Consider the following 22,983-nt stretch of genomic DNA (forward strand, 5'->3'; position numbering starts at 1 on the left):
CGGATGAGCCATTGCACTATTGGTAGGCCTGTCAATCCAAGAAAATAAACTCATTGGACGCAAGCATGGCATGTGCCAGTTGTGCCCAGCGATCGGTTGCAGTAGCAGTTTCGGCAGACGCTTCGATCGCAGCACCAGTGGGCTGCGGACGCGCGACAAAGGCGAGTGCCAGGTCACATTCTTCTTGATCGGGCTGCCGCAAATAGATCCGTCGGTAAAGCCATTCCACTCGATCTGCATCCGCGGCCGCCGCCTCAACAGCCAGCTTGGCCACCTCAGCAGCCCGATCCTGAATGAAGGAGGAATTCAGAGCGTACAGCGTTTGCTGCGGTACCGTAGTATCGGGACGTTTGACAGTACAGGATGTCGGGTCCGCGCCGTCAAACGTACTGGACAAACCGGAAATGATGTCGCGATTGATAAATGCGTACACGCTACGGCGCGGAACCACCGGCTCGGTTTCCAGATCGAACGGTCGACCGCCGATGGTCGTCGTGTCCAGCTCGCCCGAAACGGCCAGCATGGCGTCGCGCATCGATTCCATTTCCAAACGCCTACGCGGCATCCGCCACAGCAAGCGGTTCTCCGGATCGCGCCCGCGAGCGGCGGGATCCTCGACAGAAGCTTGTTGGTACACGCTCGACAGCATGATGCGACGGTGCATTTTCTTAATCGACCAACCGTCGTCGGCAAACACGCTGGCCAAGTAATCCAGCAACTGTGGATGCGTGGGTGGCGTACCGCGCGTCCCGAGGTCATCGGGCGTGCGCACCAGCCCCAAGCCGAAGTGGTGCCGCCAAATCCAGTTCACGATTACGCGACGCGTCAGCGGATTTTCGGGGGCGATGGTGGCCTCAGCCAAGCCGCGGCGACGCTGTCCAGCAGCAAATGGCGTTGCGTCGTACGGAGCCACAGCCGTCAAAAATCTCGCTTCAACTCGTTCGCCAGGGCTGAGCGGGTTTCCGCGAAGGAACACGCGATACTCGGGAGGCGTCTCGGCTTCGGCCAGCACCATTCCACGAGGCGGGGAGCCGGGTGAATTCAAGTGCAATGCGTGAATGGTGCCGCGTTTGCTCGACATATTATCCGACACAGTGCGGTTCAGGAGCTTAGCGGCCAACTCATCAGGTACAGCAGTCGGGGTACCAGTTTCATACAAGTGCCGGCGCAGCTGTTGGTGAATTGCACTGTTAATCTCGGAGTGCCGCGGATCTTCGTCAGTGACAATCTCCGCTGCTGGCACAGCTTCTAACGATGCTGCGTGCAACGCTTGTAACCACCCCAGGTGTACATCGCTAAAGAGTTTGCCGTAGGCCTCGGCCAATTCAATTAGCGATGCTGGCTTGGCTTCGTCCAATGCGCTGAGAACTCTCGGGTTCCACTTCGGTGCCTCCACGCCCAGATGGTGTGTGGCACTGAAGTTCGCCGGATCACCATTCTCTTCTTTCAGAGTAAGCACCAACTGCTCACAAGCCGCCTGGAACTGGTCGGGAGGGGTATTCTGCAGCCGAGCCCAAGCGAAAAATACGGGATCCTGCTCACCAATGCCACTCAGATAAGTTCGCCAACGATTCAGCACGATCGGACGCACGTCGTCGGTGCGGTACGACAAAAACGCCGCAGACACATCCTGCTCAGGAACCCCCTTGGCCAAATCCGTCAAGTACAAGCCAACTTGGCTACGCAAACGATTTCGCATCACTTCCATCTGATCGCGAGCCATGTCTCGATAGATCGTTTGCCGTTGCTCCAGTTGGCGTTGGTAATCGCGCAATTGGTCGCTCAACGGTGGTTCGCCCAACACCGGTAATTCTTCTGGCGAATTGCTGCTCGCCAGCGTCGCATAGAGGGCGTAGTAGTCGGTGGTCGGGATTTCGTCGAACTTGTGATCATGGCAGCGAGCACAGGCGACCGTCACTCCCATCAATCCGCGCGTAACCACGTCGATCTGATCGTCGATCAAATCATGGACACTGCGAAACTGCATGCCCACCGTCAAAAAACCCAGCGCTGCCAGGGCCGGATCATTGGGCGGCAGGTCTAGTTGGTCGGCAGCCAGCTGTTGCAAGACAAATTCGTGGTAGGGCAAGTCTTCGTTGAAAGCGCCAATCACATAGTCGCGGTAAGTGTAGGAAAACGGAAACCGCGTGAAGCCGATGGCCGAACCGCCATGCGTGTCGGCATAGCGAGCGATGTCCAACCAGTGTCTTCCCCAGCGTTCGCCATAGCGAGGCGATTCGAGCAACCGGTCGACAACCTTGGCGAACGCCTCCTCGTCGGGTGCAGCGTCGCCTACGAACGCATCGACCTCGTCAGGCGTGGGAGGCAGCCCGAGCAAATCGAAATTCGCACGCCGAATCAGCTGCCGGCGATCCAATCGTGGCGCAAGGGTCAGTCCGTTTTTATCGAGAGCTGCGACAATAAATCGATCAATATTGGTAGACGCGGCGCCGGCCGGATTGGGCACCTCGGGGCGGCGAATCGGCTGATACGACCAATGCCCCTCGAACTCCGCCCCCTCCACGATCCAACGACGTAGGATGTCGATTTCCTCCGCCGTAGGCCGCTTTTGCATGTCTGCAGGCGGCATCTGCATGTCCGGATCCTCGGTCGTCATCCGGAGAATCATTTCGCTGGCGTCGGGATCGCCCGGCAGGATCGCGGATGCCGTACTCTCGTCAGCGATGTCCAGCCGCAAATCGGCTTGGCGATGCGGTGCGTCCGGGCCGTGGCACTGCACACAGTACTCTGCCAGGATAGGTCGCACATCGGCGCTAAAGCTGATATCGCCCGCGGTGGCGTGCGATCCAGCAAGGGCAGCCGCCAAGCAGAGTGGAACCGCAATCCGAATTCTCGTGCGTCTATTACGAACTCGGCCAGTTAACATCGATCGCCTCATCTTCTTCCAATGCGATAAACGGCGGGGGGCGGCCCTCGCGGGGTTTATCCAAGCGAGGGAGTACGGTAGGGGAGCATTTGCTGGAGGGACACCAAACGGCCAATTCCCTTTGCTGGAGAAGGGGCAATCGATTCCGCTGGCCACATCAAGGCGATGGATTCGGCAGGCTCGCTGTGGGAGGTGGGAACTCTATTCTAACATTGATTGAATCCAGCTGCGCACGATATTTTCAAGGCTGCATTTTACGAGCTACGCTTAAAAGCAGCCGACCAACGCTGCTCGCCAATCCGCACCAAGTGCATTGTCGCTGTCCGTAATGTCGCTGTCCGTAATGCCGCAATGCATTAGCGCTTCAATACCATGTCTCAGACGCGAGAGGACCCGTAGCACGCTTGCTAGACATCACACCTGCTAGAAACCAAGCTTGCTAGACACCGCATTTGCTGGCGATCTAAGCCAGCAACCCCTCGATAACCTTTCCGCCCTGGTTATCGAGCAGGGACATCGCTCGATTGTTCGAATCGAAGTTTAGGCGTTCGGCATCTAGCCCGAACAGATGGAGCAATGTTGCATGATAATCGAAATGATTGACCCCATTTCCGACCGCTTTATGGCCTAATTCATCGGTGGCTCCGTAAACATGCCCCTGCTTAAACCCACCGCCCGCGCCCCACATACTAAATCCGTAGGTGTTGTGGTCGCGGCCAACGCGCGTCGGTCCCGAGTCGTCCTCGATCACCGCCAGCCTCTTCCCCTTCTCCATGGCATTCACGGCAAGGAGCTTTAAGGATTGGCCGCACGTCTTCTTCGTACGTAATGCTGGCAGGGACCGCAGGCTGGTTGGACTCAGCGCGTACCGAAAGAGGCAAACCGATCAAAAAGACTACGGTTAAAATGGAGTGGGAGCGCATCAACGAACTCCTGTTGCACGTCGTGATCACAGGCGGGGTGGTGAGCGGATCTACCGCTGGCGGGGCCCTCAGTGTAACAGAAGTTCAAAGGGGGGTGTCGGTTGCGTGTGGCTCAAGAAACAACTGCGAGGGTGTCCCGAAGGTGCTGACCAGCATGGGGGAGTTGCACTTTCCAGGGCACGGTCATGCCTGAGCTACGAGGCGTTCTCAAGACTCCCCACACCGCCAAACCAGGGACGTTGCGGGGTGTCCCTGTGCCAGTTCCTTGCTGTGCTCAAGTCCCAGCGTTGTGCCCGACATTCAGCATCTGGTCCACAAATTAGAACGATTGAAATTCAGAGATGCGGAAAGAGGGCTACAAGTCAGCGTTAACTGGTAAGGGCTGGCAATTCAAAGCCGGGTCTGTAATGCCCGCCGAGAAGTTGATTCGCCTCGGGGCTATCCACAAAGGTTTCCGTCGATGAGTCAAACTGAAGCGTGGGACCAAGGCGATAGGAAGCTTGGGATAGCTTCAAGCCGGCGGCGTCAACCAGATGCTGTTTCATATCATCAAAGGATTCCGCAGCAAGCTGGTTGTCAGAAAGTTGCTGGGGAAAGTGGCTGAAAGAAGCCTCCCGGCCCAGGCGATAAGAGATATTGCCGAGATGAGCGACCGCAGCCGTACGATGCCCATCGAGCACATCCGAGGCTAGGTCTGCGCTTTTGCGGCTACGGACACAATCGATAAAGTTCTGAAAATGATCGCGCGCGTAATCTTGCGGAAGCCCGCTCACCGGCGCTCCCTCGATCACTTCTCCCTCTTTCTTACCATGAACATAGAATTTACCTTCCTTGATTACGCCTTCGTCTGTATGAAACTCGATGCTCATTTTCAGCGGTTTGTCGAAGTGCAGACCTCGTTGTTGACACACCAGCTTGGCATCGCCGAAATCATACAGTGTTAGCTGTGTATTGGGGGTCTCTGCTTGGTCTTCGTATCCGTAGCGACCTCCCAGACTGACCACGGATTTTGGATTGGCACTTGCGGACATCGCCCAGCGCACCATTTCGAATTCATGGGCACCAAGATTGGCAATTTCCCCATCGCCATAGTCCCACATCCAATGCCACCGGTAGTGGACGAGATTGGTTCGATACGGATTCAGCGGAGCAGGTCCGGTCCACAGATCGTAGTCCAAGGCGCGCGGCGGTGGTACCGGCTCCTTAAAGCCAATACTTTTCCGAGGGCGGAAGATCTGGATATTGGCCGTCTTCAGTTTGCCGTACTTGCCGTCTCGAATATCAGTGGTGTAAGCCTTCCATTGCGGATCGGAGCGCCACTGCGTGCCGTGTTGAACGATTCGGCGATGCTTGTGGGCCGCGTCGACCATTCGACGGCCTTCAATAATATTGTGACTGCAGGGCTTCTCGACATAGACATCCTTCCCTGCCTGACATGCCCAAATGGTCATCAGAGCGTGCCAGTGATTGGGCGTCGCGATCGAAACCGCATCCACCGAAGGGTCATCGAGCACTTCGCGGATATCTTGCACACACTTTGGCTTTTTCCCCGTGAGTCGTTCCACTGCGGCACTTCGCGACGCGAACAGCCGGCTGTCTGGATCGACCAGATGCGTAATTTCCACACCCTTCATCGCGCCGAAGACGCCCATGTGGACTTGTCCACGACCATTGATTCCGGCAATGGCAACACGAACGCGATCGTTCGCTCCCACGACTTCGGCAGACGATTTGGTACCGGAAATTGTTGCCGAGGCAGCAATACCACTTGCAGCTACGCGCGTGATAAATTTACGACGATTTGGTCGATTCATGGTTGAGCACTTGAAGGGTTCGTTGTTCACAGGATTCGGTCGGATATCGCCAGTTCTTCGTAGCTACGCTCGCCAGAGCGTGCGAAACGCAACTCACCCACCGTCTGGCGACGGTAGCTACAAGCGGACTTCGTAGCTACGCTCGCCAGAGCGTGGGAAACGCAACGCACCCACCGTCTGGCGACGGTAGCTACCAGCGGTCTCCGTAGCTACGCTCGCCAGAGCGTGGGAAACACAACTCGCCCACCGTCTGGCGACGGTAGCTACCAGCGGTCTTCGTAGCTACGCCCGCCAGAGCGTGGGAGACGCAACTCGCCCACCGCCTGGCGACGGTAGCTGTCAACGTTAGGCTGACTAGGACAAATCAGGCCTCACCTCTTTCAGGTAAGGCTGCAGTTCCTCGAAGCGAGCGTCAGCCTCTGCCAACTGTTCGTTACTGAGCTTCAGTTCGGAAAGAATTGGTGCGGTAGGAATTGATTTTCCGGGGCCATAATCGCGAGATATCAAATTCTTGAAAACGCCTCGCTTCTTCCAAATGTACAGGTTCGCACCACGCAAGCTACCTGGCTTTACCTTGACCATTTGCACGAACTTTTCGAACACATCTTGCAGTGTCTTCGGATCGTCACCGCGCTGCTGCAATTCCCAGATGCGCGTAAGTACGTCGGCGTACGCGGCGCGTTCGGTGATCACACCTTCCGATCCCAGCTGAGCCTCTTGGAGCCAATGGAATCCACCGCGTGCACTGAACACTCGTCGCACCGGAGGCATGGCGGCAAGAGAAGTGCGCATGCGTCCCAAAACATCGCCCGCCTCTTCCTTGATATAGCCAAAGTGTGGAAACTCCGTTGCCAATTCAATCATCAGTTCCGGTGAAGGAAGAGGCCCTTTGTAGGACACTCCACCAGTTGTTTGGAGAATGACCGGCCTGTGAGCCACCGCAGCGAGCGCTCTCCAGTATTGCCGTAAATCGTCCTCAGACACTCCAGAATCGGGCGGTCGCGAGATGATGGCTTCCGGCCCCAACTCCTCAGCGTGCTCGGCGAACGCAAGCATCTCCCCCACATCCTTCCCTTGAACTCCAAGGCACAGTGAGGTGGGTAGGCTGCGAGTTGTTTGGGCCAACACCTCCATACCTTTCATTTTCTCATCCATCGTCAACAGATCGACGCTGTCTCCCGATTGTGGCCAGATCATTCCAGGGCAACCACCCCAAGCAACAAACTTGGCCTGTTGTGCCAACACTTCATAGTCGACTTCCCCCGACTCCGTAAACGGAGTTGATAGGATCGGAAACGGTCCACGGACCTTGGGATCAGCCGGTACAGTGGCAGGGTTCTCCTTGGCGCCCAGCAGCTTCCTCGGCAAAATCGCCCCGGCAACCACGCCGGAAAAGCCGGCCAATGTACTCCTGATTGCGGTTCGTCGAGATAGTTGTTGTTTGGATATCATGATGCGCCTCGGAATTCAGATTAAACGTTGCAGGTCTACGGTAGCGTGAAGCTTCTGCAGAAGCCAGAGAATGTGAATCGAAATCATTTAAAGGAAAAAATGCGAGCTGCGACGCTGGTGCCATGTCAACATAGCGATCGGCATCGGAGAAGCGAGCATTTCTGGAAGTTGTACCACGACCATTGGTGTTCGGCAGAGTTGAGCTTTGCTCTCGCTTTGCCTGCAGCCCAAAAGATTCAGCAGCATCATGAACATGCTCCCTCGCGCCCCATTCGTTATCAGATCGACGTCTAGGCTAACAGGCAGGTTAAGAATGTTGGTGTAAAATCGTTGGTTTCGCTGCCAATGGACTCGTTTCTGAGCGTACGCCGCGGAGTAAGGATGCACGGCCAATCCAATTGACTTAAAATGTTTTTTACAACTCCCACCTTGTGCTCGCGTTGCGGTCCGGAAGAACGCCAGACAGCCTGAGAACGGCGAAAACATCCGTAATGGCGAGCAATCGTGCCCCAGGTCGATAGTCCGGCCGCGGCTTACCATCCATGCTAGATTGCCGCAGAATCCATCCAAATTGAGAGCATTTTGTATTAGGGAAATTCAACTGCAGTGTCTGCGGTGAGTGATCGAGTTGGAGGCTACTGTTACTGGAGTTTTTTGTGAGCGCGAGTGTGAATCAGTCTAAAGTTCAATCCTTGGTGCAGGTGCTCTCCGAGCATGTTGGCCGAAGATGCCGGTACAATAATGCACATTGGGGCAGCCCGCTCAACACTCGCGATATACTTCACGCAACCTCGTTCGAGCCAACGCGCGTGCCCAAGGCTCGGACACATCGCGAATATCGAAAGGCCAGCAGCGCGGAGCAAGATTGGCCATCGTTACGGTTCCGAGCTGAGGCCGTGAACGGCACTTTCTCGGACTTGCGTTCTACGGACATTGCGGAGGTTGGCGTCTATTTTTCCAGAATCGATTCTTGCAAAGCGCAAGCGAAGACAAAACCGTTGCCACCGATGCCCTTAACGCTAGACGACCTTCGTGCAAGCCTAATCTGCAAGATTGAGGAGACGCAACAATGAGACTCTGTGGGAAAGTATGTAGCGACGACGACACACGGGGTCTCGCACCACTTCCGGTCCGCCCGCTGGTTGCCGCGACTCTCGCCCTATTGATCTTAGCTACAGCCGCTGAGGCTCTAGCAGCGGAACCGTTGCTGGAGTGGCGTTTCGATGGCGAATCGCAGACGGGTACGTGGCTGGGAAAATCTGGCACACCTGTCGATGGTCCACGACCTCCGCGGTACCCCGGATTCGGAAACAGCAATACGGGCACATCTTTCACCGGACACGAAGGCGCGATTCTGATCAAGGATCATGAGCGTGGCGGTGCTACCGATGTTCGATTCGGCAGTGGCGACACGTTCGCCTTTGAAACTTGGGTGAAATTCAGAACCCTCCGCCCTGGCCAAACGGCCTATGTGCTGGGCAAGGGACGCCACCCAAACCACGGAGACGATTTTCCGGACAACAATCAAAATTATTCCATCCGGTTTCATGGAACGGGCGGTGGTGCCCAATTCGGACTGCTCTTTACGAGCGAGCATCCGGAGACGAAGAAGCGTGCATGGCATCGCTGGTGGAGTACGGCGGTCGTACCGGCCACCGGCTGGCACCATGTGGCGCTCGAGTTCACGTTTGGGAAGAGCGACAGCCTGCAAGCCTGGATCGATGGCAGCCCGGTCACAGGCACTTGGGATGAGAGCGGCGCCACAGATCTGCCTCCTGTGCAGGACGCCGACGACCTCGTGATCGGCACTGGCTTTAGCCGCGGTGAAAGCTCATCGTTTCAAGGCTCGTTGGACAACTTGGCGATTTATCGCAGGGGCTTTGAGCCCACTGAGATCGCCCAGCGCTACCGCTTTGTCCCGCCGCCGCCGGCCGTGACACGCGAGATGATTCCTTCCGGCAAAGTCTTAGTGCAGATTAGCGAGGAGGGCGTTCCCCAAGCCAACGCCTGGCCACCGGAGCCACAGGTCACCGAGAAGTATCACGAAGATGTGTTTGGCTTCTTTGAACTTCCCCACAAGTACGTCGCCACGGGAGTCCGGGGAGATCGAGCCAATCCCTTGCACTTGCGGGCTTCGGCGTTAGTCACATTACCCGCCGGCAAACACCGCATATTAGTGCGTGGCCGTGGGATGTGTCAGCTTTTCATAGACGCAAAGAAATTGCTCGAAACCCCGCCGCGACCGCACGACCCCGGCGGGTATGAGCCGCTTTCCAGTCAGGACGATTATCTCGATCTCGGCCCAGACTTTCGCTTTGCACCGCCCGGAAATCGCGATGCATGGTGTGAATTCGAAACCTCCGGTGGCGAGCATTTCGTTATTTTGGAAACAATGGTGGGAGGCATCATTGGACGGAGCACGTTCCGGCCCGAACTCGGCGAGACCGTCGTGGCAGTTTCCCTGGAAGGGAGCCAAACTTGGTCGCTACTATCGGCCGGAGCGCGTGACGTGCGTTACACGGACGAAGGCTGGCGGGCGTATGAAGCAGAGCGTCGCGAGGTGCTCGCCAGCATAAATGCGGCTGCCCGTGCGGAGCGTCGAGCTGCCCATCACCAGTACTGGGACCGCCGGCGTACCGCTGCTTCCGAGTGGCTGGCTGACATCGACAGGGTTCCCGTACCGGAGTCGCCCAACGGTTATCCTGCTCATAATGAAATCGACCATTTTATTAATGCGAGGATCGCGGAAGTTAAGAGGGACGCGATCCAAGACGACCAGGGTGGCGTGGACTACTTCAAAGAGATCCGTCCTCTTCTGGAGACGCGTTGCTACGACTGCCACCAAGGCGTCAAGGCTCAGGGAGACCTGCGTCTTGACGATCCCATGTCCACGTTGGCAGGCGGCGCTTACGAGGGGTCTGCCATCGTCCCTGGCAACATTGAAGAGAGCGCGTTGATGGACCGGATCACTTCGACGGACGAAGATAGCGTGATGCCACCAACCGGCGATCCGTTGACGGACGAAGAAGTAGCTCTGCTGAAGCGTTGGATTGAAGGAGGTGCCACCTGGCCGCAGTTTGATGTCGACCATTTCGAGCAGAATCCGCTCGCCGACGACCTCAGCTTTCTCCGGCGCGTGACGCTAGACACCGTCGGAGTGCCGCCCACTGAGTCTGAAATTGCCGTGTTCCGTACCGCCCCACCGGAAACGCGGCGCGCCGAGGTGATCGATCGGTTGCTGCAAGATCCCCGTTGGGCAGATAACTGGATGGGTTACTGGCTTGACGTACTCGCCGAGAACCCGAACATGATCAACCCAACGCTGAACAACACCGGTCCATTCCGATGGTGGTTGTACGAGTCGCTGCTTGATAACAAGCCCGCCGACCTTTTCGCAACCGAGCTAATTCGCATGGAGGGTAGCGAGCGATATGGCGGCCCAGCCGGCTTTGGCACAGCGACGCAGAACGACCTGCCAATGGCCGCCAAGGGGATTATTGTCAGCTCTGCATTTCTGGGAGTCGAAATGAAATGCGCCCGTTGTCATGACGCCCCTTCGCACATATCGCTGCAAGAGGATTTGCTACAGCTCGCGGCATCGTTAAAACAGCAACCGATCAAGCTGCCCGCTTCCAGCAGCGTTCCCATGGGGCCGTTGAGTCAGGCGGGTCGCAAGCCTCTGATTCAGGTAACCCTGGAACCGGGAACCGAGGTGGAGCCGGCCTGGCCGTTCGCCCGCTACTGCGAGGAATCGGTCGCAGATACACTGGCAGAACATCCACAAGACTCGCGAGATCGACTGGCTGCACTCATCACCGCTCCGCAGAACGAGCGTTTTGCCCAGGTAATGGTGAATCGCATTTGGCAGCGGTTGATGGGACGTGGCCTGGTCGTCACGGTGTCCGACTGGGAAAAGAACAGTCCCTCGCATCCAGAACTGCTACGTTGGCTAGGGCACCAGTTTGTAGCATGCGGCTATGACCTGAAAGCCATCAGCCGAATGATTTTGAATTCGCATGCGTATCAACGTGCGACCGACCCAACGCTCCCCCGAACCAGTCCACTGTTCGTCTCGCCAGCCCCTCGGCGTTTGACGGCTGAACAGATCGTCGATTCCGTTTTCCATGCAACCGGCACTCCGTTCGACCTGGAAGAGGTCAGCCTGGACATCGACAGCGTACGTGCTGTGGACACCACGATCAGCCTTGGAAAGGCACGACGCTGCTGGATGCTCGCCTCAAGCTCCAACGAGCGCGATCGGCCCAGTTTGTCGCTGCCACGAATCACTGCGGTAACGAGCGTGTTGAAGACATTCGGCTGGCGTGGTGCGCGGCAGGATCCGCAGAGTCTTCGTGACACCGAGCCCAATATCTTGCAGCCGGCGATTTTCGCCAACGGTGTCATGAGTATTTGGCTGACGCGGCTCAGCGACCGACACGGAATCACGCAACTCGCTCTGGAGGATCAACCCGTAGACGAACTCGTCGACCGCGTTTTCCTCCGACTGCTCACTCGGAGCCCATCCCCCCATGAGAAAGAACGCTACGTTCGCTTCCTGTCCGAGGGCTACGACACACGCGTGATTCCCGAATCGCAACGCGTCCGCCCCACACCTGGCAAACGCGAGCCGGAGCGCTACGTGAGCTGGTCAAACCACGTCGATGGCCCGGCCAATACCCTGGCTGTGCAAAAGGAAGCCGACGCCCGTCGCGGCGATCCTCCGACGAATGCCTTGAACAATGACTGGCGTCTCCGCATGGAAGACGTCCTGTGGGCCGTCCTCAATGCCCCCGAATGGATTTACACGCCCTAACTCCTTTCCGTTCGGGCAGCGCCGTAGCAGAAGCGAAGCCATTCGCTGCGGAAAAAAGCTTTCGGTAAGTCACAGACGGTGGCCCCCTTCAACAGCCCAGGCCAGCGCCGGTGGCTTACACAATTATTCACCCCGTGGATCACGCTTATGAACCGCCGACACTTCCTAACCCACACCGGAGGACTCGCTGGGGCCGCACTTGCCGGTCGCTCGGCACTCGCATTACCGACTACGACCGCCGCCCCGAAAGGCAAAGCCGAAAACGTGGTGTTCATCTGGTTGGGCGGGGGGATGTCCCAAATCGACACCTTCGATCCCAAACATCGTGGCAACTCGCAAGCATCGCCGAAGCTCGCCGGTTCGGAGTACGCTGCGATCGACACCGCCGTGGCAGGAGTGCAATTCTGCGAACACCTGAGCCGCACTGCAAAGCTCGCCGATCGCCTGACCGCCCTACGGACGGTGAATCACCACCTCGTGGACGAACATGCTTTTGGCACCAACTTCGTTCACACCGGCCGTCTCATCAGCGGTAGCATCACGTACCCTTCGATCGGTTCTATCATCGGGCACGTGCGTGGTGCGGTGAATCAGGATGCCCCACCCTACATGCTGATCGGCTATCCCAACGTCAGCCGTGGCTCCGGTTTTCTGGGTGCCAAGGCAGGTTACGTTTACCTCGTCGATACCGATAGCGGCCCTGCTGGGTTTTCCCGACCGGAAGACGTAACACCACTTCGAGTCGACCGGCGGCGTCAACTGCTTCAGCCACTGGTCGAGCGTGTCCCCGACGACTCGAGCATCTCTCAATACCGCACTGCGCAAGCCGAAGCACTGCGGTTGGCAGGACCGGAATTCATGCGTCACTTCCGCCTGCAGGATGAGCCCGACGCGTTGCGCAATGCTTACGGTGGCGAGTTCGGACAACGCTGCCTACTGGCCCGCCGCCTCGTGCAGGCGGGAGTGCGATTCGTGGAAGTCTCTCACAACTTGAACTTCATCAACGGTACCGGCTGGGACACGCATTTTGAAGGTCAGCAGAACCAGCATATTCTCATCAATGAACTCGACATTGCGTTGTCAGCACTGCTCACCGACCTGGAGCAGCAGGGCATCCTCGATAAAACGCTCGTAGCGATTGGCACCGAGTTTGGGCGCCCCGCCGAATACGACGCTCGTGGCGGACGCGGACACCAGGGTAGTTGCTTCAGTCTGGTCCTCGCCGGCGGCGGCCTAAAGCATCAAGGTGCCTACGGCGTGACTGACGAAATCAGTAAGACCGTCATCGAAAACCCCGTTTCCGTGCCTGACTTTCACGCGACCATCCACGCGGCTCTTGGAATTAGTCCGGCTCACGAACTGTTTGACGGCTCACGACCGATTCCGATCACCGACCAGGGAAAGCCCATCGCTGCATTGTTTGGGTAATCGCCCCACTGGCTCTGTCAACATCGCTGGCTGGATGTAGCCCATCCGCCGCCCTGAGCCAAACGGTGAAGTCTCTTGCTGGCCCCAAAGCGAGCGATGGTCACCTGGCACCACCCCGCCAAAGTCCCGAGCTTTGGTGCGGCGATTCCTCAAAGACCATTTCCCGGTCACAGTCTGGCTGGGTGCGATCACCACCAGCTATTGCATGCCTGGGGCAAGTAATGCTGCGACTGAGATTGCTAGCCGCCCGAAAGCGGCGTGGTGCACTGGTAATCTTGCGGTGTTCATGAGGCTCTTCATACTAGTGAAGGCGGGTTGGATTGGGATTCAAGCCCACTCCGCTGACGGTGGCCATGCAATAATCCGAACATTAGGTGGTCCGTGCGTAATTTGCAAGAAACTATTTTGGACAAGCCTTACTCGATTGCTGTGGCCTCAAAAGCAAATGGTTACAATGACTTGGGAGCTGCCCCCTAGTATTCACGACCTGCCCCCATCGCCGTCCAATGGAGAAGAAAAGTCACTACTCAACGCAGCAACGGCACCGGAGCACCAGCTGATCAACTGTTACTGAAGGAGCGAGCTCTTGCGTCAGCAGCAGAGGGAATCACGATAGCTGATGCCATGGCGCCGGACCGCCCGCTGATTTACGTCAATGAAGGTTTTACTCGGCTTACAGGTTTTAGCATTGAGGAGACGCTGGGATCTAATTGTCGCTTTCTCCAAGGACCAGAGACCGATCCGGCCGCAGTGCGAGAGCTCCGGGAGGCGATTGCGGAAGAGCGCAAATGCGAAGTTGAGCTCTTGAACTACCGAAAAGATGGCTCAACGTTTTGGAACCGTCTCTCGATCACGCCTGTGCGTAACGAAGTTGGGCAAACGACGCATTTTGTTGGGATTCAATCGGACGTCACACGAAGACGAGTTGCCGAACTTCGCCTCCGTGACCTTAACGAGAGTCTTCGCTCCGCAAACGATAAGATGCAACGTGACCTGCGCGCTGCGGCTAAAATTCAGCATGCACTGCTGCCGACACAAACGGAGTTCCTGTCGGGCACCTCTATTCGTTGGGCCTATTTACCCTGCGACGAATTGGCGGGGGATATCCTTGATATTTTCCCGATCGATGCAAACCGCGTCGCATTCTATGTTCTCGATGTGAGCGGGCATGGTGTTCAGGCGGCCCTGCTTTCGACCACACTTAGCCGCTGGCTATCGAGGTCTTCACTGGAACTAAAAACCCAGCCAGTAGAGATGCTCGAACACTTGAACGTGAACTTCCAACTCGATGGAGACTCTCAGCAGTTTTTCACCTGCTGTTACGGCCTGCTGGATCTCCGAGCATTGACGCTGAGCTTCGCGTCGGCCGGACATCCCTCACCAATCTTGTTGCGTGGAAGCAACATCCGCGAATTTCAGTTGCCTGGATTCCCAGTGGGAGTCGTCGCAAATCCTGAATATGAACTAGAGATCATTGAACTCCGCCAAGGTGATCGGATCTTTGTCTACAGCGATGGCGCGATCGAGCAAGCGGGACAGACCGGCCAGCAATTTGGAATCGCCCGGCTCATGCAAGAGCTGAGCGCCAATCGCAGTGCTTCGTTGCAATCCAGCATCGATCTGACACTACGCGCGGTTCTCAACTCAACCTCTGACGGCAATTCCGACGACGACATTTCGATGTTGGGAATAGAAATCGATGCGTAAAGATAGAAAGCTGATCGCGTAGCTACCGTCGCCAGACGGTGGCCCCAGCACCTCCCACGCTCTGGCGAGCGTAGCTACCGACTGCGCAATGGATGGACTTTTCTCTCACCCACCAGACAAGTCTTCCCCATAAGCCCGAAACGTTCCGTGGCGACACGTGAACGAAAAAGCCTTCCAAAATCTCGGCCAATAGTCGTCTTGCCACAACCTCAATTCAGGGTAACCAGGCACGAGACACCCCGTGTACTTGTAGCTTGCAAAGCCGTCTTGAGGAACGAGTTTGGCGCGTTCGGGATTTCGCGCAACGTAGTCCACTAAATCCTCGAACGCGGACTCCTGACGTTCATCATCTCTCAATACTCGATCATGCGGCTGATGTTGAAATTTGAAGCCTATTCTCCCGAGCGTTTCGTTGACATGCTTGCGGAAGTACTTGGAGGCCTTCAGTTGATCGGTACGATCGTTCATCCCGATCCATATCATGTGCATGTGATCTGGCATCAGGCAATAGATCGGGCACGTAAAGCAGAATCGAAACGCTGCGTGTGTCAAGAGTTCACGAAACTTGTAGAGAAAAATGGGTTTTAACCAACCGGTTCGGCGACCTTGGAGCGTCATGGTCCAATGAACATACGCGACTCCACGGTAGTATTCCGGAGCGAGCCTTGGAAGATGAGCGTCCGAGGGTTTCGGCATCGCCATGTCCTCAGTGCAAGCGGAGAACGAAAGCCCACGCTCTGGCGAGCGTCGAAGGTCAATTCATCGTAGCTTCCCACCGCCTGCGTAGCTACCGTCGCCAGACGGTGGGATCCAGCACTGCTCACGCTCTGGCGAGCGTAGCTACCGATTGCGTAGCTACCGTCGCCAGACGGTGGGGGATCCAGCACTGCCCACGCTCTGGCGAGCGTAGCTACCGATTGCGTAGCTACCGTCGCCAGACGGTGGGGGACCCAGCACTGCTCACGCTCTGGCGAGCGTAGCTACCGACTGCGTAGCTACCGTCGCCAGACGGTGGGGGACCCAGCACTGCCCACGCTCTGGCGAGCGTAGCTACGACGGATCACTAGGCAAACAACTGGGCGATGGGGGTTCCTTGGTCGGTAACGGGGACGGGGCGATCTCCCGCGTATAGGTATTTGCTGTAATCGACCCCCACACAACCGCAAATGGTGGCAAAGAAATCAGGCACGCTGACCGGATCGGCGACGATCTTCTTAGACATTTCGTCGGTTTCTCCCCAAGCTCCGCGGTGAGCCAAACCACCGCCGGCCAACACACAGCTGAACGTCGAGCCCTGATGGCCCCGTCCACCACCGCTGTCAAATTCTGGCGGGCGGCCGAATTCGCTGGTAATCACGATCAAGGTTCTATCCAGCAAATTCTTCGCCTGAAGGTCTACGATCAAGGTGGATACGGCGGTATCCATTTCTTCGATCAACTTATGCTGATTGACGATACCACTGTTGTGCACGTCCCACCCTGATCCGTTCAAGAAGTTCAGGTTGTGACTGACTTCAATAAACCGCACGCCGCGCTCGATTAGACGCCGGCTGAGTAGGCAGCGTTGTCCAAATTCACCGCCATAGCGATTGCGAAGAGCATCCGATTCGCCGTCGAGGTTGAAGACGCGATTAAACTCGGGACCACTCAGCTTCATGCTCTGTTCAATTGCGGCTTCATAGTCCAGCAATTCCGTCACGGCAGTAGAACCGGCACTCTTCCGCAAGGAGGCGAGGAACTGCTCGCGTCGCCCTTGGCGTTGCGGCGTGATGAAGTCGGGGCGCGACAATCCGGCGGGGCCGCGACCGGTTTCGGTCAGATACAGATATCCGTATTTGGCTCCCAAAAATCCTGGACCGCGGGTCACATTCGGATAACCGATCAAGACGTAGGGTGGCGCGTCATCGCTGGCCGGTCCCCGCTGGTTTACGATCAACGATCCCAGCGAGGGATAGGTCACCGTGCCGCTGATCGCGCGGCCCGTATGCATGCGATTCGTGGCCGCCGCGTGTTCGTCGATCACGTTGTGATTCACCGTTCGGACGGCGGTCACGCGGTCCATGACCTTGGCCATCGACGCTAGGTGCTGGCAGACCTGCACCCCGTCAACAGCGGTGTCAATCGAGTCGTAATACGCCCCTGGTTTTCTAGCTTTGGGATCACCTTTGGCTTTGGGATCAAACGTATCGATCTGCCCCATTCCACCGCCGAGCCAGATTGAAATCACGTGCTCGGCTTTGCCTTGCAGCAACGTTTGCGGCGCACTTGCTTGAGCGATCGGCGCGATGCTCAGCGCGCCGGCTGCCGCCATACTGTTAGCCAAAAACTGTCGTCGGTTAGGATCTTGCATGGCTCGACTCAGATTCGTGAGGTAGGGGAAACGGTGTGACTAGGAACGGACAACTCGGCGGCGGCACCACACCGCCGCGAACATGAACTAAAACAGAAATCATGGAACCCAAACAAACTCGCGATGGTTCACTAAGCTCCACACAACATCTTCGTAGACTTCACGCCACTCGGGCCGCAGTCGTGGATCGACAGCTGGACCACGGAGTACTCGGCGCTGCCATTCCTCCTGGATATCGTTGGCTTCGGGGACCAAGTGGTTGGACCAGGTGGCTTGCGGCAATGGTGGTAGTGGGGCAGGACGTTGCACTTGGCTTGCGGGGACTCTTCTGGATGCGAACCCGTCCGCCAACGCCGGCAACAATTCCGCACGCTCCTGTTCACTCGGCTTACGCACCAGGAACCGCAAGAACAGTGTCTCTAACAGCTGCTCGGCCGAGGGGGCCTCGAGCGCCAATTCAGCCAATTGGCTCTGATCAGCCACGCGGGTCAGCGACATCGACAGCGTGCCGTTCGCCAAGATGCCAGGCTGCAACAGATTTGGATCGGTCTCACGCTCTGCAATGGGTTGCTGTCGAGTGCCAGTCCAACCAAAAGCTTCCAACACGTCGGTGATAGGTTGCGCCCGTGGCAATGACAAGCTGGGACGATCCCGTTCGTTGTTGAGCCCAGCAAACATCCAGGCTCGATGCGGGGCTCCCAAGGTTTGCCGCGCGGCAATCGCTTCGGCTCCGTCGTGTACGAAGGTCAACTCGCCAGTATCCATGCGACGTCCCGCAGCGGTGAAAAGCGAATCGACGATTTGTTCAGCCGCCAATCGACGCGGATCTGGTGCGTTGAAGAAACGCTGTTCGGGGGCAGCCTGTTGATTGCGCCCAACCGCTTGGCGTTGATAGGTTTGCGAAGTCATGATCTGGAGGAGCACATGCCGCAGGTCGTAATCGTGCGATACCAGTTGGTCGGCCAACCATTGCAACAGTTCCGGGTGACTTGGCGTCTTGCCCTCCCAGTCGTTCACCGGCTGAACCAAGCCAGCCCCCAACAGGCGGTTCCACAAATGGTTCACTACCACCTGAGCAAAGCGATGGTTGTCGGGCGAAGTGATCAAGGCAGCCAAACGCTCGCGCGAGTCCTGCGGGGTACGCATCAAGACGTCGATATGGGGACCGTCTTCGATACCAGTGAACGATGCGAACGGCCACTTAGGCTGGACTTGCACATCCGGCTTCAACGTGACCCGAATCAAGGACTCACGCCCGATGCCCTCGAAGAATGCTTCCGGCACGCGACTAGTCTTGGGCGGGGTTAGCGATTTTCGGTTCAGCATCGCTGCCACCGAATACAAGTCCTCTTGGGTCGTGCTGTGGAAGGGCGAATCGTGACAACGGGCACATTGCAATTCGATGCCCAGCAAGGCCGAGGCCACGATGTGGCCCTTGGCCGCCATCGGCGAATCGTTCTCCCCGGCCATTGCAAATCCAGCGCTACCCCCCTCGTGAGGACTACCGCGCATCAGCAGCAGTTCCGTCACCATGCGGTCAAGCGGTTTGCCGTCACGTAGCGATTCATACAAGAACCATCGGAACGGTCCGGTCGAGTTGAGAGATTGATTCAGCAGAGTCGGGTTTTCGGCGAACAAGTCCATCCAAAAACTGACCCAGTGATCCGCATAGCGTTCGTCCTGCAGGAGTCGTTCGACCAAATGACTACGTTTACCGGGAGTATCACTAGCCAGAAAATCGCGGGCCACTTCGGCACTAGGGCTGACGCCCACGATGTCCAGATAAGCACGGCGGAGGAATGCGGCGTCGTCCACCAATGGCGCTTCAGCCACCGCGGCGGGATCGATGGGCGGACTTGGCCAAACGGCGCCGTCTTCCACCCATTTTTCCAGCGTGGCGATCTGCTGATCGGTCAAACCGTCATCGGTAGGCGGCATGTCACGGTCACGAATCCGCACGATCATTTCGCTGGCAGCGGGATCACCTGGCACAACAGCCGGCAATTCCGACTCGCCCATTGCTAAAGCGTGCTCGCGGGAATTCAGCCGTAGGCCTCCCTGTTCCTTTTCCCCATGACAGCGAAAACACTGCTCACTTAAGATCGGCAAAACCTCGTGGTGGAATTGCGCTGTGGTTGCTTCGTCGGTCTTGGCCGCGCGCCCGATCGCCTGGGAGATTTTGTCGGCAACGAAGCGGTCGATGGGATGCGCGTCGGGGGCGCCGGGAGCTTCTGCTGGCGTGACGGCTTCCCGAGCGAGTGCGTGGCGTTTCAGCCAAAAGGCATCTTGCGAGGCGGCCGCTTGGCGGCGCGTCTCATCTTCGAACGCTACCAAATTGGATTCGAATTCTGTTAGGACCGGCTCGATCGAAGCGTCGGACAACATCAACGGCGACGACGCGTCTGGCTGTAGCACGAATAATGAACCAGCGCTATGAGGCTGAAACGCTACGCATACTTCGCCAGATTCCGTTCGGTCACCGTTGCCCCCCACCAATACTTCCAAGACAATGCGTGACGTCCGCGGGGCATCCTCTTCAGAGGCCGCGATTTCAAACGAGGTGAAAACTTCCTGTTGCGGGAACGGCAGCAGGCGAGCTCCAGGCACCAGGGGATCAGGAATCGGCACCAAGGGCTCGAGATTGCCGCCGCGGCTGCGCACTGTCTTGGTGTGCGCCACCAATTCGCCATCGACCCATAATCGGCTCAGCGAACGGACGCGGACGAGCAAGCGATGGTCCCCGGCAGGCAGTTCAATATCGCCAGCGATCCGCAACAGCAGCGGGGATTTCCAGCTGGAACGGATGCCCCAGTCGTCATAGCTTCTAGGGATTCGCGACATGAGGAACGCATCGCCCAGCCAACGCGTCGACTCCGCGGGCCATGACTCCGCATCATATAACCAACGGTCACCGGCCGGCATACTTTCGGACAGTTGGAACAGCACACGACCGGCAGGAATTTGCCCCACGTCGGGCATCTTCGCCGGGGCCAGCCGAACAACTCTTTCCTCCCCCAATCTTTTAAACCGAGCCGCCAAGGTCTCGTCTCCTAGTACATTGCGGTGGATGGCAACGGCATCCAACATGCCAGCAAAACGGTCGCCGATGCGAACTTGGTCGTCGTCGACAACCGGAGGCTCGGCGGTCGGACCGCCCATGTCCCAGCGGCCGTCGGTCGGCTCGCCGTTGACCCAGCCGCGAATCGAATCCGGTTCGCCAAAGCGGTAGGTGATCGCCACGTGGTGCCAACCGGTGTTCACAGGAAAGCCCTGTACGGAGGTCCAGCGGTGCCAGTGCTTGTCGCCGCTAGAAGGCTTGGTGGCGAACAGAAAATTCACCTTGGCTTCGCCCTGTCCTCCCACGATTCGCAAAGCCCAGTTTTGGTTATCGCGAGCAAAACCGGGCGAATTGGTCCGCCCCTTGCCGATGATGTAACGCGGCTCCCCATCTCGGATGTCTGTTGGATTAACCCAAGCTTCCAGGGTAAGGGGGTCTCCGTTTTCGAAGTCAAATTTGCTGTCCGCGCCCGGATCCGGAATCGACAGGTAAGCTCCGGCATCGACGCGCACCGCCGTATTCTCAGGCGACATGTCAGGAAATTCAGGCGGGCGTGGCCCAGCCTGATCGCGTGCCACGTTGCCGTGCACGGTCAAGGGCATAGTTTCCTCGCTGCCGAAATCCCAACGAACAGCCGGCTCGGAGGCGAGCGAGGTCGTGAACGAAACGAGTAGGAGCAAGACGGCAAGACTTGTAGGATGCATTTCAAAACTCGAGATCGTGCAGCAGCCGGTAAGACAGCAGCGGAGGGGACAGTATGCTACGAACGAATCGGACCGGCCTCGGCTAGACGCAGGTCCAGGAGCTCGGTGGGGTGAATGTCAGGCTTGAGAGGTGGAAAGCCCAAGGTGGGGGGGTGCTGCGAAGCGGATACACCCAACAGCGACATCAATTCTACACGATCTAGGCAAGATCATCACGCATTACCGGACACTTATGGACCAATTTCAGACGCGGGTATTGGCACCAGGGCCTACGCTTCGGTTCATCACGATCTGGCATTTTCGATAGTTGAAACATCCGGTCAAGCAGGAATCACTGGTCGCGGAATAGAGGCGGACGCGAGGGGGCTTCAGCATATTCAACCGCTAACCACGATATTTCGCCCGCAGGGTTGCCCCAAACAGTGCCCCCCGCCAAGCCCAGTGCCCCCGCAAGCATTAACAATGCCCAAGACACACCTTCCCCATTCGCATCGTCAGGAAACTTGCCACTCTCCTACAGTGGTTTGCCGAATTAAAGAGGAAAGGCACCGTCACTCAGACTCTCTTCCGTGGAGAAAATAGATGTTGAGCGAGGATCGAGGATCCGTGCCCATTGTTGACCAAGGAACTTCGCGAACAGCCCACCGCTTGGCGGCCACCGTTTGCAAGTAGGGGAAGAGGGGCGAAGAGGGAAGAGGCTCTTTACCGGCGATGCGAGTGAGCGGTTGCAGAGCCTCAAGGTGTGAGTACTGGAACCGATCCCCCCGACGCTACGGCATAGAACAGGCCGCATCTCACTCGACGAGAACGGCTCAGTGATTACGGCTCAGTAGGTAAGTTGCCGCGGTTCGCTGGGCTGACGTCACGGCACCCGTGGTCAGCAAGACGTGCGCGGCCACCAAGTATTCGAAAGACTGTTGCAAGCTTCCCTCAAGACGAGAATTGCCTTCCAGGAGCCAAGCCTCGTGGATTGCAAGCGATTGTCTAACAAGTTGATCCCAACCAAGTCCGACTGTCGGGCTATCCAACGATTTCACAGGATTTGTCATGTTCAAACGCTTCTTCGATCAAAAAGCGAAGCTCGAAAGAAAATATCAACAGCTCTTAAAGGAGTCGTACGAGCTGTCGCATTCCGACCGAAAATTGAGCGATCTCAAGACCGCTCAAGCCCATGAGGTCAGGGAGCAACTGGAAGCGATTGAGACGAAACGCTAGCGTTCATCTTCGCGATACTTAAATTTTTATAGCAGCCTATGGTCCGGCCACAAGCTGTGCTTGCGAGCTTGGGCCAGCGCGATGAGACGCTTCTGAAAGCTGCCCTCGGCTACCCCCTGCTCAATGCAGTAACCATGTTAGGCCGATTTCTTCATGCAACTGAGAACTCGCCTCTCCCCTTTGGCTCTAAATCATCCAGCTCCCGAATCGGTAGGCTTGGTGTGTCGGACTCCCGCAGCAACGTTCGAATCTCATATGGCAAGATTAAAAACTTTCGTTTTCTGACTTGACGGCCGCTGGCCGCCTTCTATGGTGCTTTTGCTTGAGTGCTTCGGGCCATCAACGTTCAGTGCGAACAGCTGCGGTAGAATCCTGCCTACGGATAAACTGCTACATTGAGCTAATTAGCTAGTTTCAGCGTCGGATAGAGTGCACCACGTTCGGAGCTGCGTAGAGTTGACTGCTTAGTTCGGCGAGCGAAGTGACATCACCGCAAGCAACTTCCGTCGGCCACCGACTGGCGTCTAGCGTCGGTCACAGCGTCGACAGCTTGACCAATACCTCTGAAACCCGATACCTCTGATAAATGGTGTGGTGCATTCTAGATTGCAATGTGGCGTATGATCAAAGCG

General features: G+C 57.2%; 12 protein-coding genes. 4 read left to right on the plus strand and 8 right to left on the minus strand.

Annotated elements, in window-relative coordinates:
- Positions 1–31: 31 nt before the first annotated feature.
- From Q31a_RS21780 to Q31a_RS21795, 4 genes are all read right to left on the minus strand, one after another.
- Positions 32–2,887, minus strand: a complete 2,856-nt coding sequence (locus Q31a_RS21780; protein ID WP_197355498.1) for a DUF1553 domain-containing protein — start codon at positions 2,885–2,887, stop codon at positions 32–34.
- A 463-nt stretch (positions 2,888–3,350) separates the two neighbouring features.
- Positions 3,351–3,662: a DUF1501 domain-containing protein gene (locus tag Q31a_RS21785; RefSeq protein ID WP_145087514.1), complete on the minus strand. Its 312-nt coding sequence runs from the start codon at positions 3,660–3,662 to the stop codon at positions 3,351–3,353.
- Positions 3,663–4,178: 516 nt separating this feature from the next.
- Complete coding sequence (locus tag Q31a_RS21790) at positions 4,179–5,624, minus strand: Gfo/Idh/MocA family protein (protein ID WP_145082542.1); 1,446 nt, start codon at positions 5,622–5,624, stop codon at positions 4,179–4,181.
- A gap of 354 nt (positions 5,625–5,978) precedes the next feature.
- Positions 5,979–7,076 carry a dihydrodipicolinate synthase family protein gene (locus Q31a_RS21795; protein ID WP_145082544.1) on the minus strand — a complete coding sequence of 366 codons (1,098 nt, stop codon included), beginning with the start codon at positions 7,074–7,076 and terminating at the stop codon, positions 5,979–5,981.
- 1,069 nt (positions 7,077–8,145) lie between these two features.
- Between Q31a_RS21795 and Q31a_RS21800 the strand changes: the two genes are divergently transcribed.
- From Q31a_RS21800 to Q31a_RS21810, 3 genes are all read left to right on the plus strand, one after another.
- Entirely contained in the window at positions 8,146–11,889 is a 3,744-nt protein-coding gene (locus Q31a_RS21800) for a DUF1553 domain-containing protein (RefSeq protein WP_145082546.1), read from the plus strand.
- 147 nt (positions 11,890–12,036) lie between these two features.
- Entirely contained in the window at positions 12,037–13,317 is a 1,281-nt protein-coding gene (locus Q31a_RS21805) for a DUF1501 domain-containing protein (RefSeq protein ID WP_145082548.1), read from the plus strand.
- Between the two features lie 570 nt (positions 13,318–13,887).
- On the plus strand, positions 13,888–15,024 hold the full coding sequence (locus tag Q31a_RS21810; RefSeq protein ID WP_261342729.1) for a PP2C family protein-serine/threonine phosphatase: 1,137 nt from the start codon (positions 13,888–13,890) through the stop codon (positions 15,022–15,024).
- A gap of 105 nt (positions 15,025–15,129) precedes the next feature.
- On the opposite strand, the gene Q31a_RS21815 is transcribed toward Q31a_RS21810, so the two are convergent.
- The 4 genes from Q31a_RS21815 to Q31a_RS21830 form a co-directional block, all read right to left on the minus strand.
- Entirely contained in the window at positions 15,130–15,720 is a 591-nt protein-coding gene (locus Q31a_RS21815) for a hypothetical protein (protein ID WP_145082552.1), read from the minus strand.
- A 367-nt stretch (positions 15,721–16,087) separates the two neighbouring features.
- Positions 16,088–17,374, minus strand: coding sequence for a DUF1501 domain-containing protein (locus tag Q31a_RS21820; RefSeq protein WP_145082554.1), 1,287 nt, complete (start codon positions 17,372–17,374; stop codon positions 16,088–16,090).
- Between the two features lie 99 nt (positions 17,375–17,473).
- Positions 17,474–21,136, minus strand: coding sequence for a DUF1553 domain-containing protein (locus Q31a_RS21825; protein WP_145082556.1), 3,663 nt, complete (start codon positions 21,134–21,136; stop codon positions 17,474–17,476).
- Positions 21,137–21,948: 812 nt separating this feature from the next.
- Positions 21,949–22,185 (minus strand): hypothetical protein, encoded by a 237-nt coding sequence (locus Q31a_RS21830; RefSeq protein ID WP_145082558.1) that lies wholly within the window; start codon positions 22,183–22,185, stop codon positions 21,949–21,951.
- On the opposite strand from Q31a_RS21830, the gene Q31a_RS21835 reads away from it, so the two are divergent.
- Positions 22,184–22,351, plus strand: a complete 168-nt coding sequence (locus Q31a_RS21835) for a Lacal_2735 family protein (RefSeq protein WP_145082560.1) — start codon at positions 22,184–22,186, stop codon at positions 22,349–22,351. The genes Q31a_RS21830 and Q31a_RS21835 overlap by 2 nt on opposite strands.
- The last annotated feature ends 632 nt before the right edge of the window (positions 22,352–22,983 follow it).

The sequence above is a fragment of the Aureliella helgolandensis genome (genome assembly GCF_007752135.1).
Taxonomy (GTDB): domain Bacteria; phylum Planctomycetota; class Planctomycetia; order Pirellulales; family Pirellulaceae; genus Aureliella; species Aureliella helgolandensis.

What these genes read in the sequence shown, in the direction of transcription:
- Q31a_RS21830 (WP_145082558.1), bottom strand. Translation starts at nt 22,185, where the DNA reads ATGACAAATCCTGTGAAATCGTTGGATAGCCCGACAGTCGGACTTGGT.
- Q31a_RS21790 (WP_145082542.1), bottom strand. Translation starts at nt 5,624, where the DNA reads ATGAATCGACCAAATCGTCGTAAATTTATCACGCGCGTAGCTGCAAGT.
- Q31a_RS21805 (WP_145082548.1), top strand. Translation starts at nt 12,037, where the DNA reads ATGAACCGCCGACACTTCCTAACCCACACCGGAGGACTCGCTGGGGCC.
- Q31a_RS21795 (WP_145082544.1), bottom strand. Translation starts at nt 7,076, where the DNA reads ATGATATCCAAACAACAACTATCTCGACGAACCGCAATCAGGAGTACA.
- Q31a_RS21780 (WP_197355498.1), bottom strand. Translation starts at nt 2,887, where the DNA reads ATGTTAACTGGCCGAGTTCGTAATAGACGCACGAGAATTCGGATTGCG.
- Q31a_RS21815 (WP_145082552.1), bottom strand. Translation starts at nt 15,720, where the DNA reads ATGCCGAAACCCTCGGACGCTCATCTTCCAAGGCTCGCTCCGGAATAC.
- Q31a_RS21785 (WP_145087514.1), bottom strand. Translation starts at nt 3,662, where the DNA reads ATGGAGAAGGGGAAGAGGCTGGCGGTGATCGAGGACGACTCGGGACCG.
- Q31a_RS21835 (WP_145082560.1), top strand. Translation starts at nt 22,184, where the DNA reads ATGTTCAAACGCTTCTTCGATCAAAAAGCGAAGCTCGAAAGAAAATAT.
- Q31a_RS21820 (WP_145082554.1), bottom strand. Translation starts at nt 17,374, where the DNA reads ATGCAAGATCCTAACCGACGACAGTTTTTGGCTAACAGTATGGCGGCA.
- Q31a_RS21800 (WP_145082546.1), top strand. Translation starts at nt 8,146, where the DNA reads ATGAGACTCTGTGGGAAAGTATGTAGCGACGACGACACACGGGGTCTC.
- Q31a_RS21825 (WP_145082556.1), bottom strand. Translation starts at nt 21,136, where the DNA reads ATGCATCCTACAAGTCTTGCCGTCTTGCTCCTACTCGTTTCGTTCACG.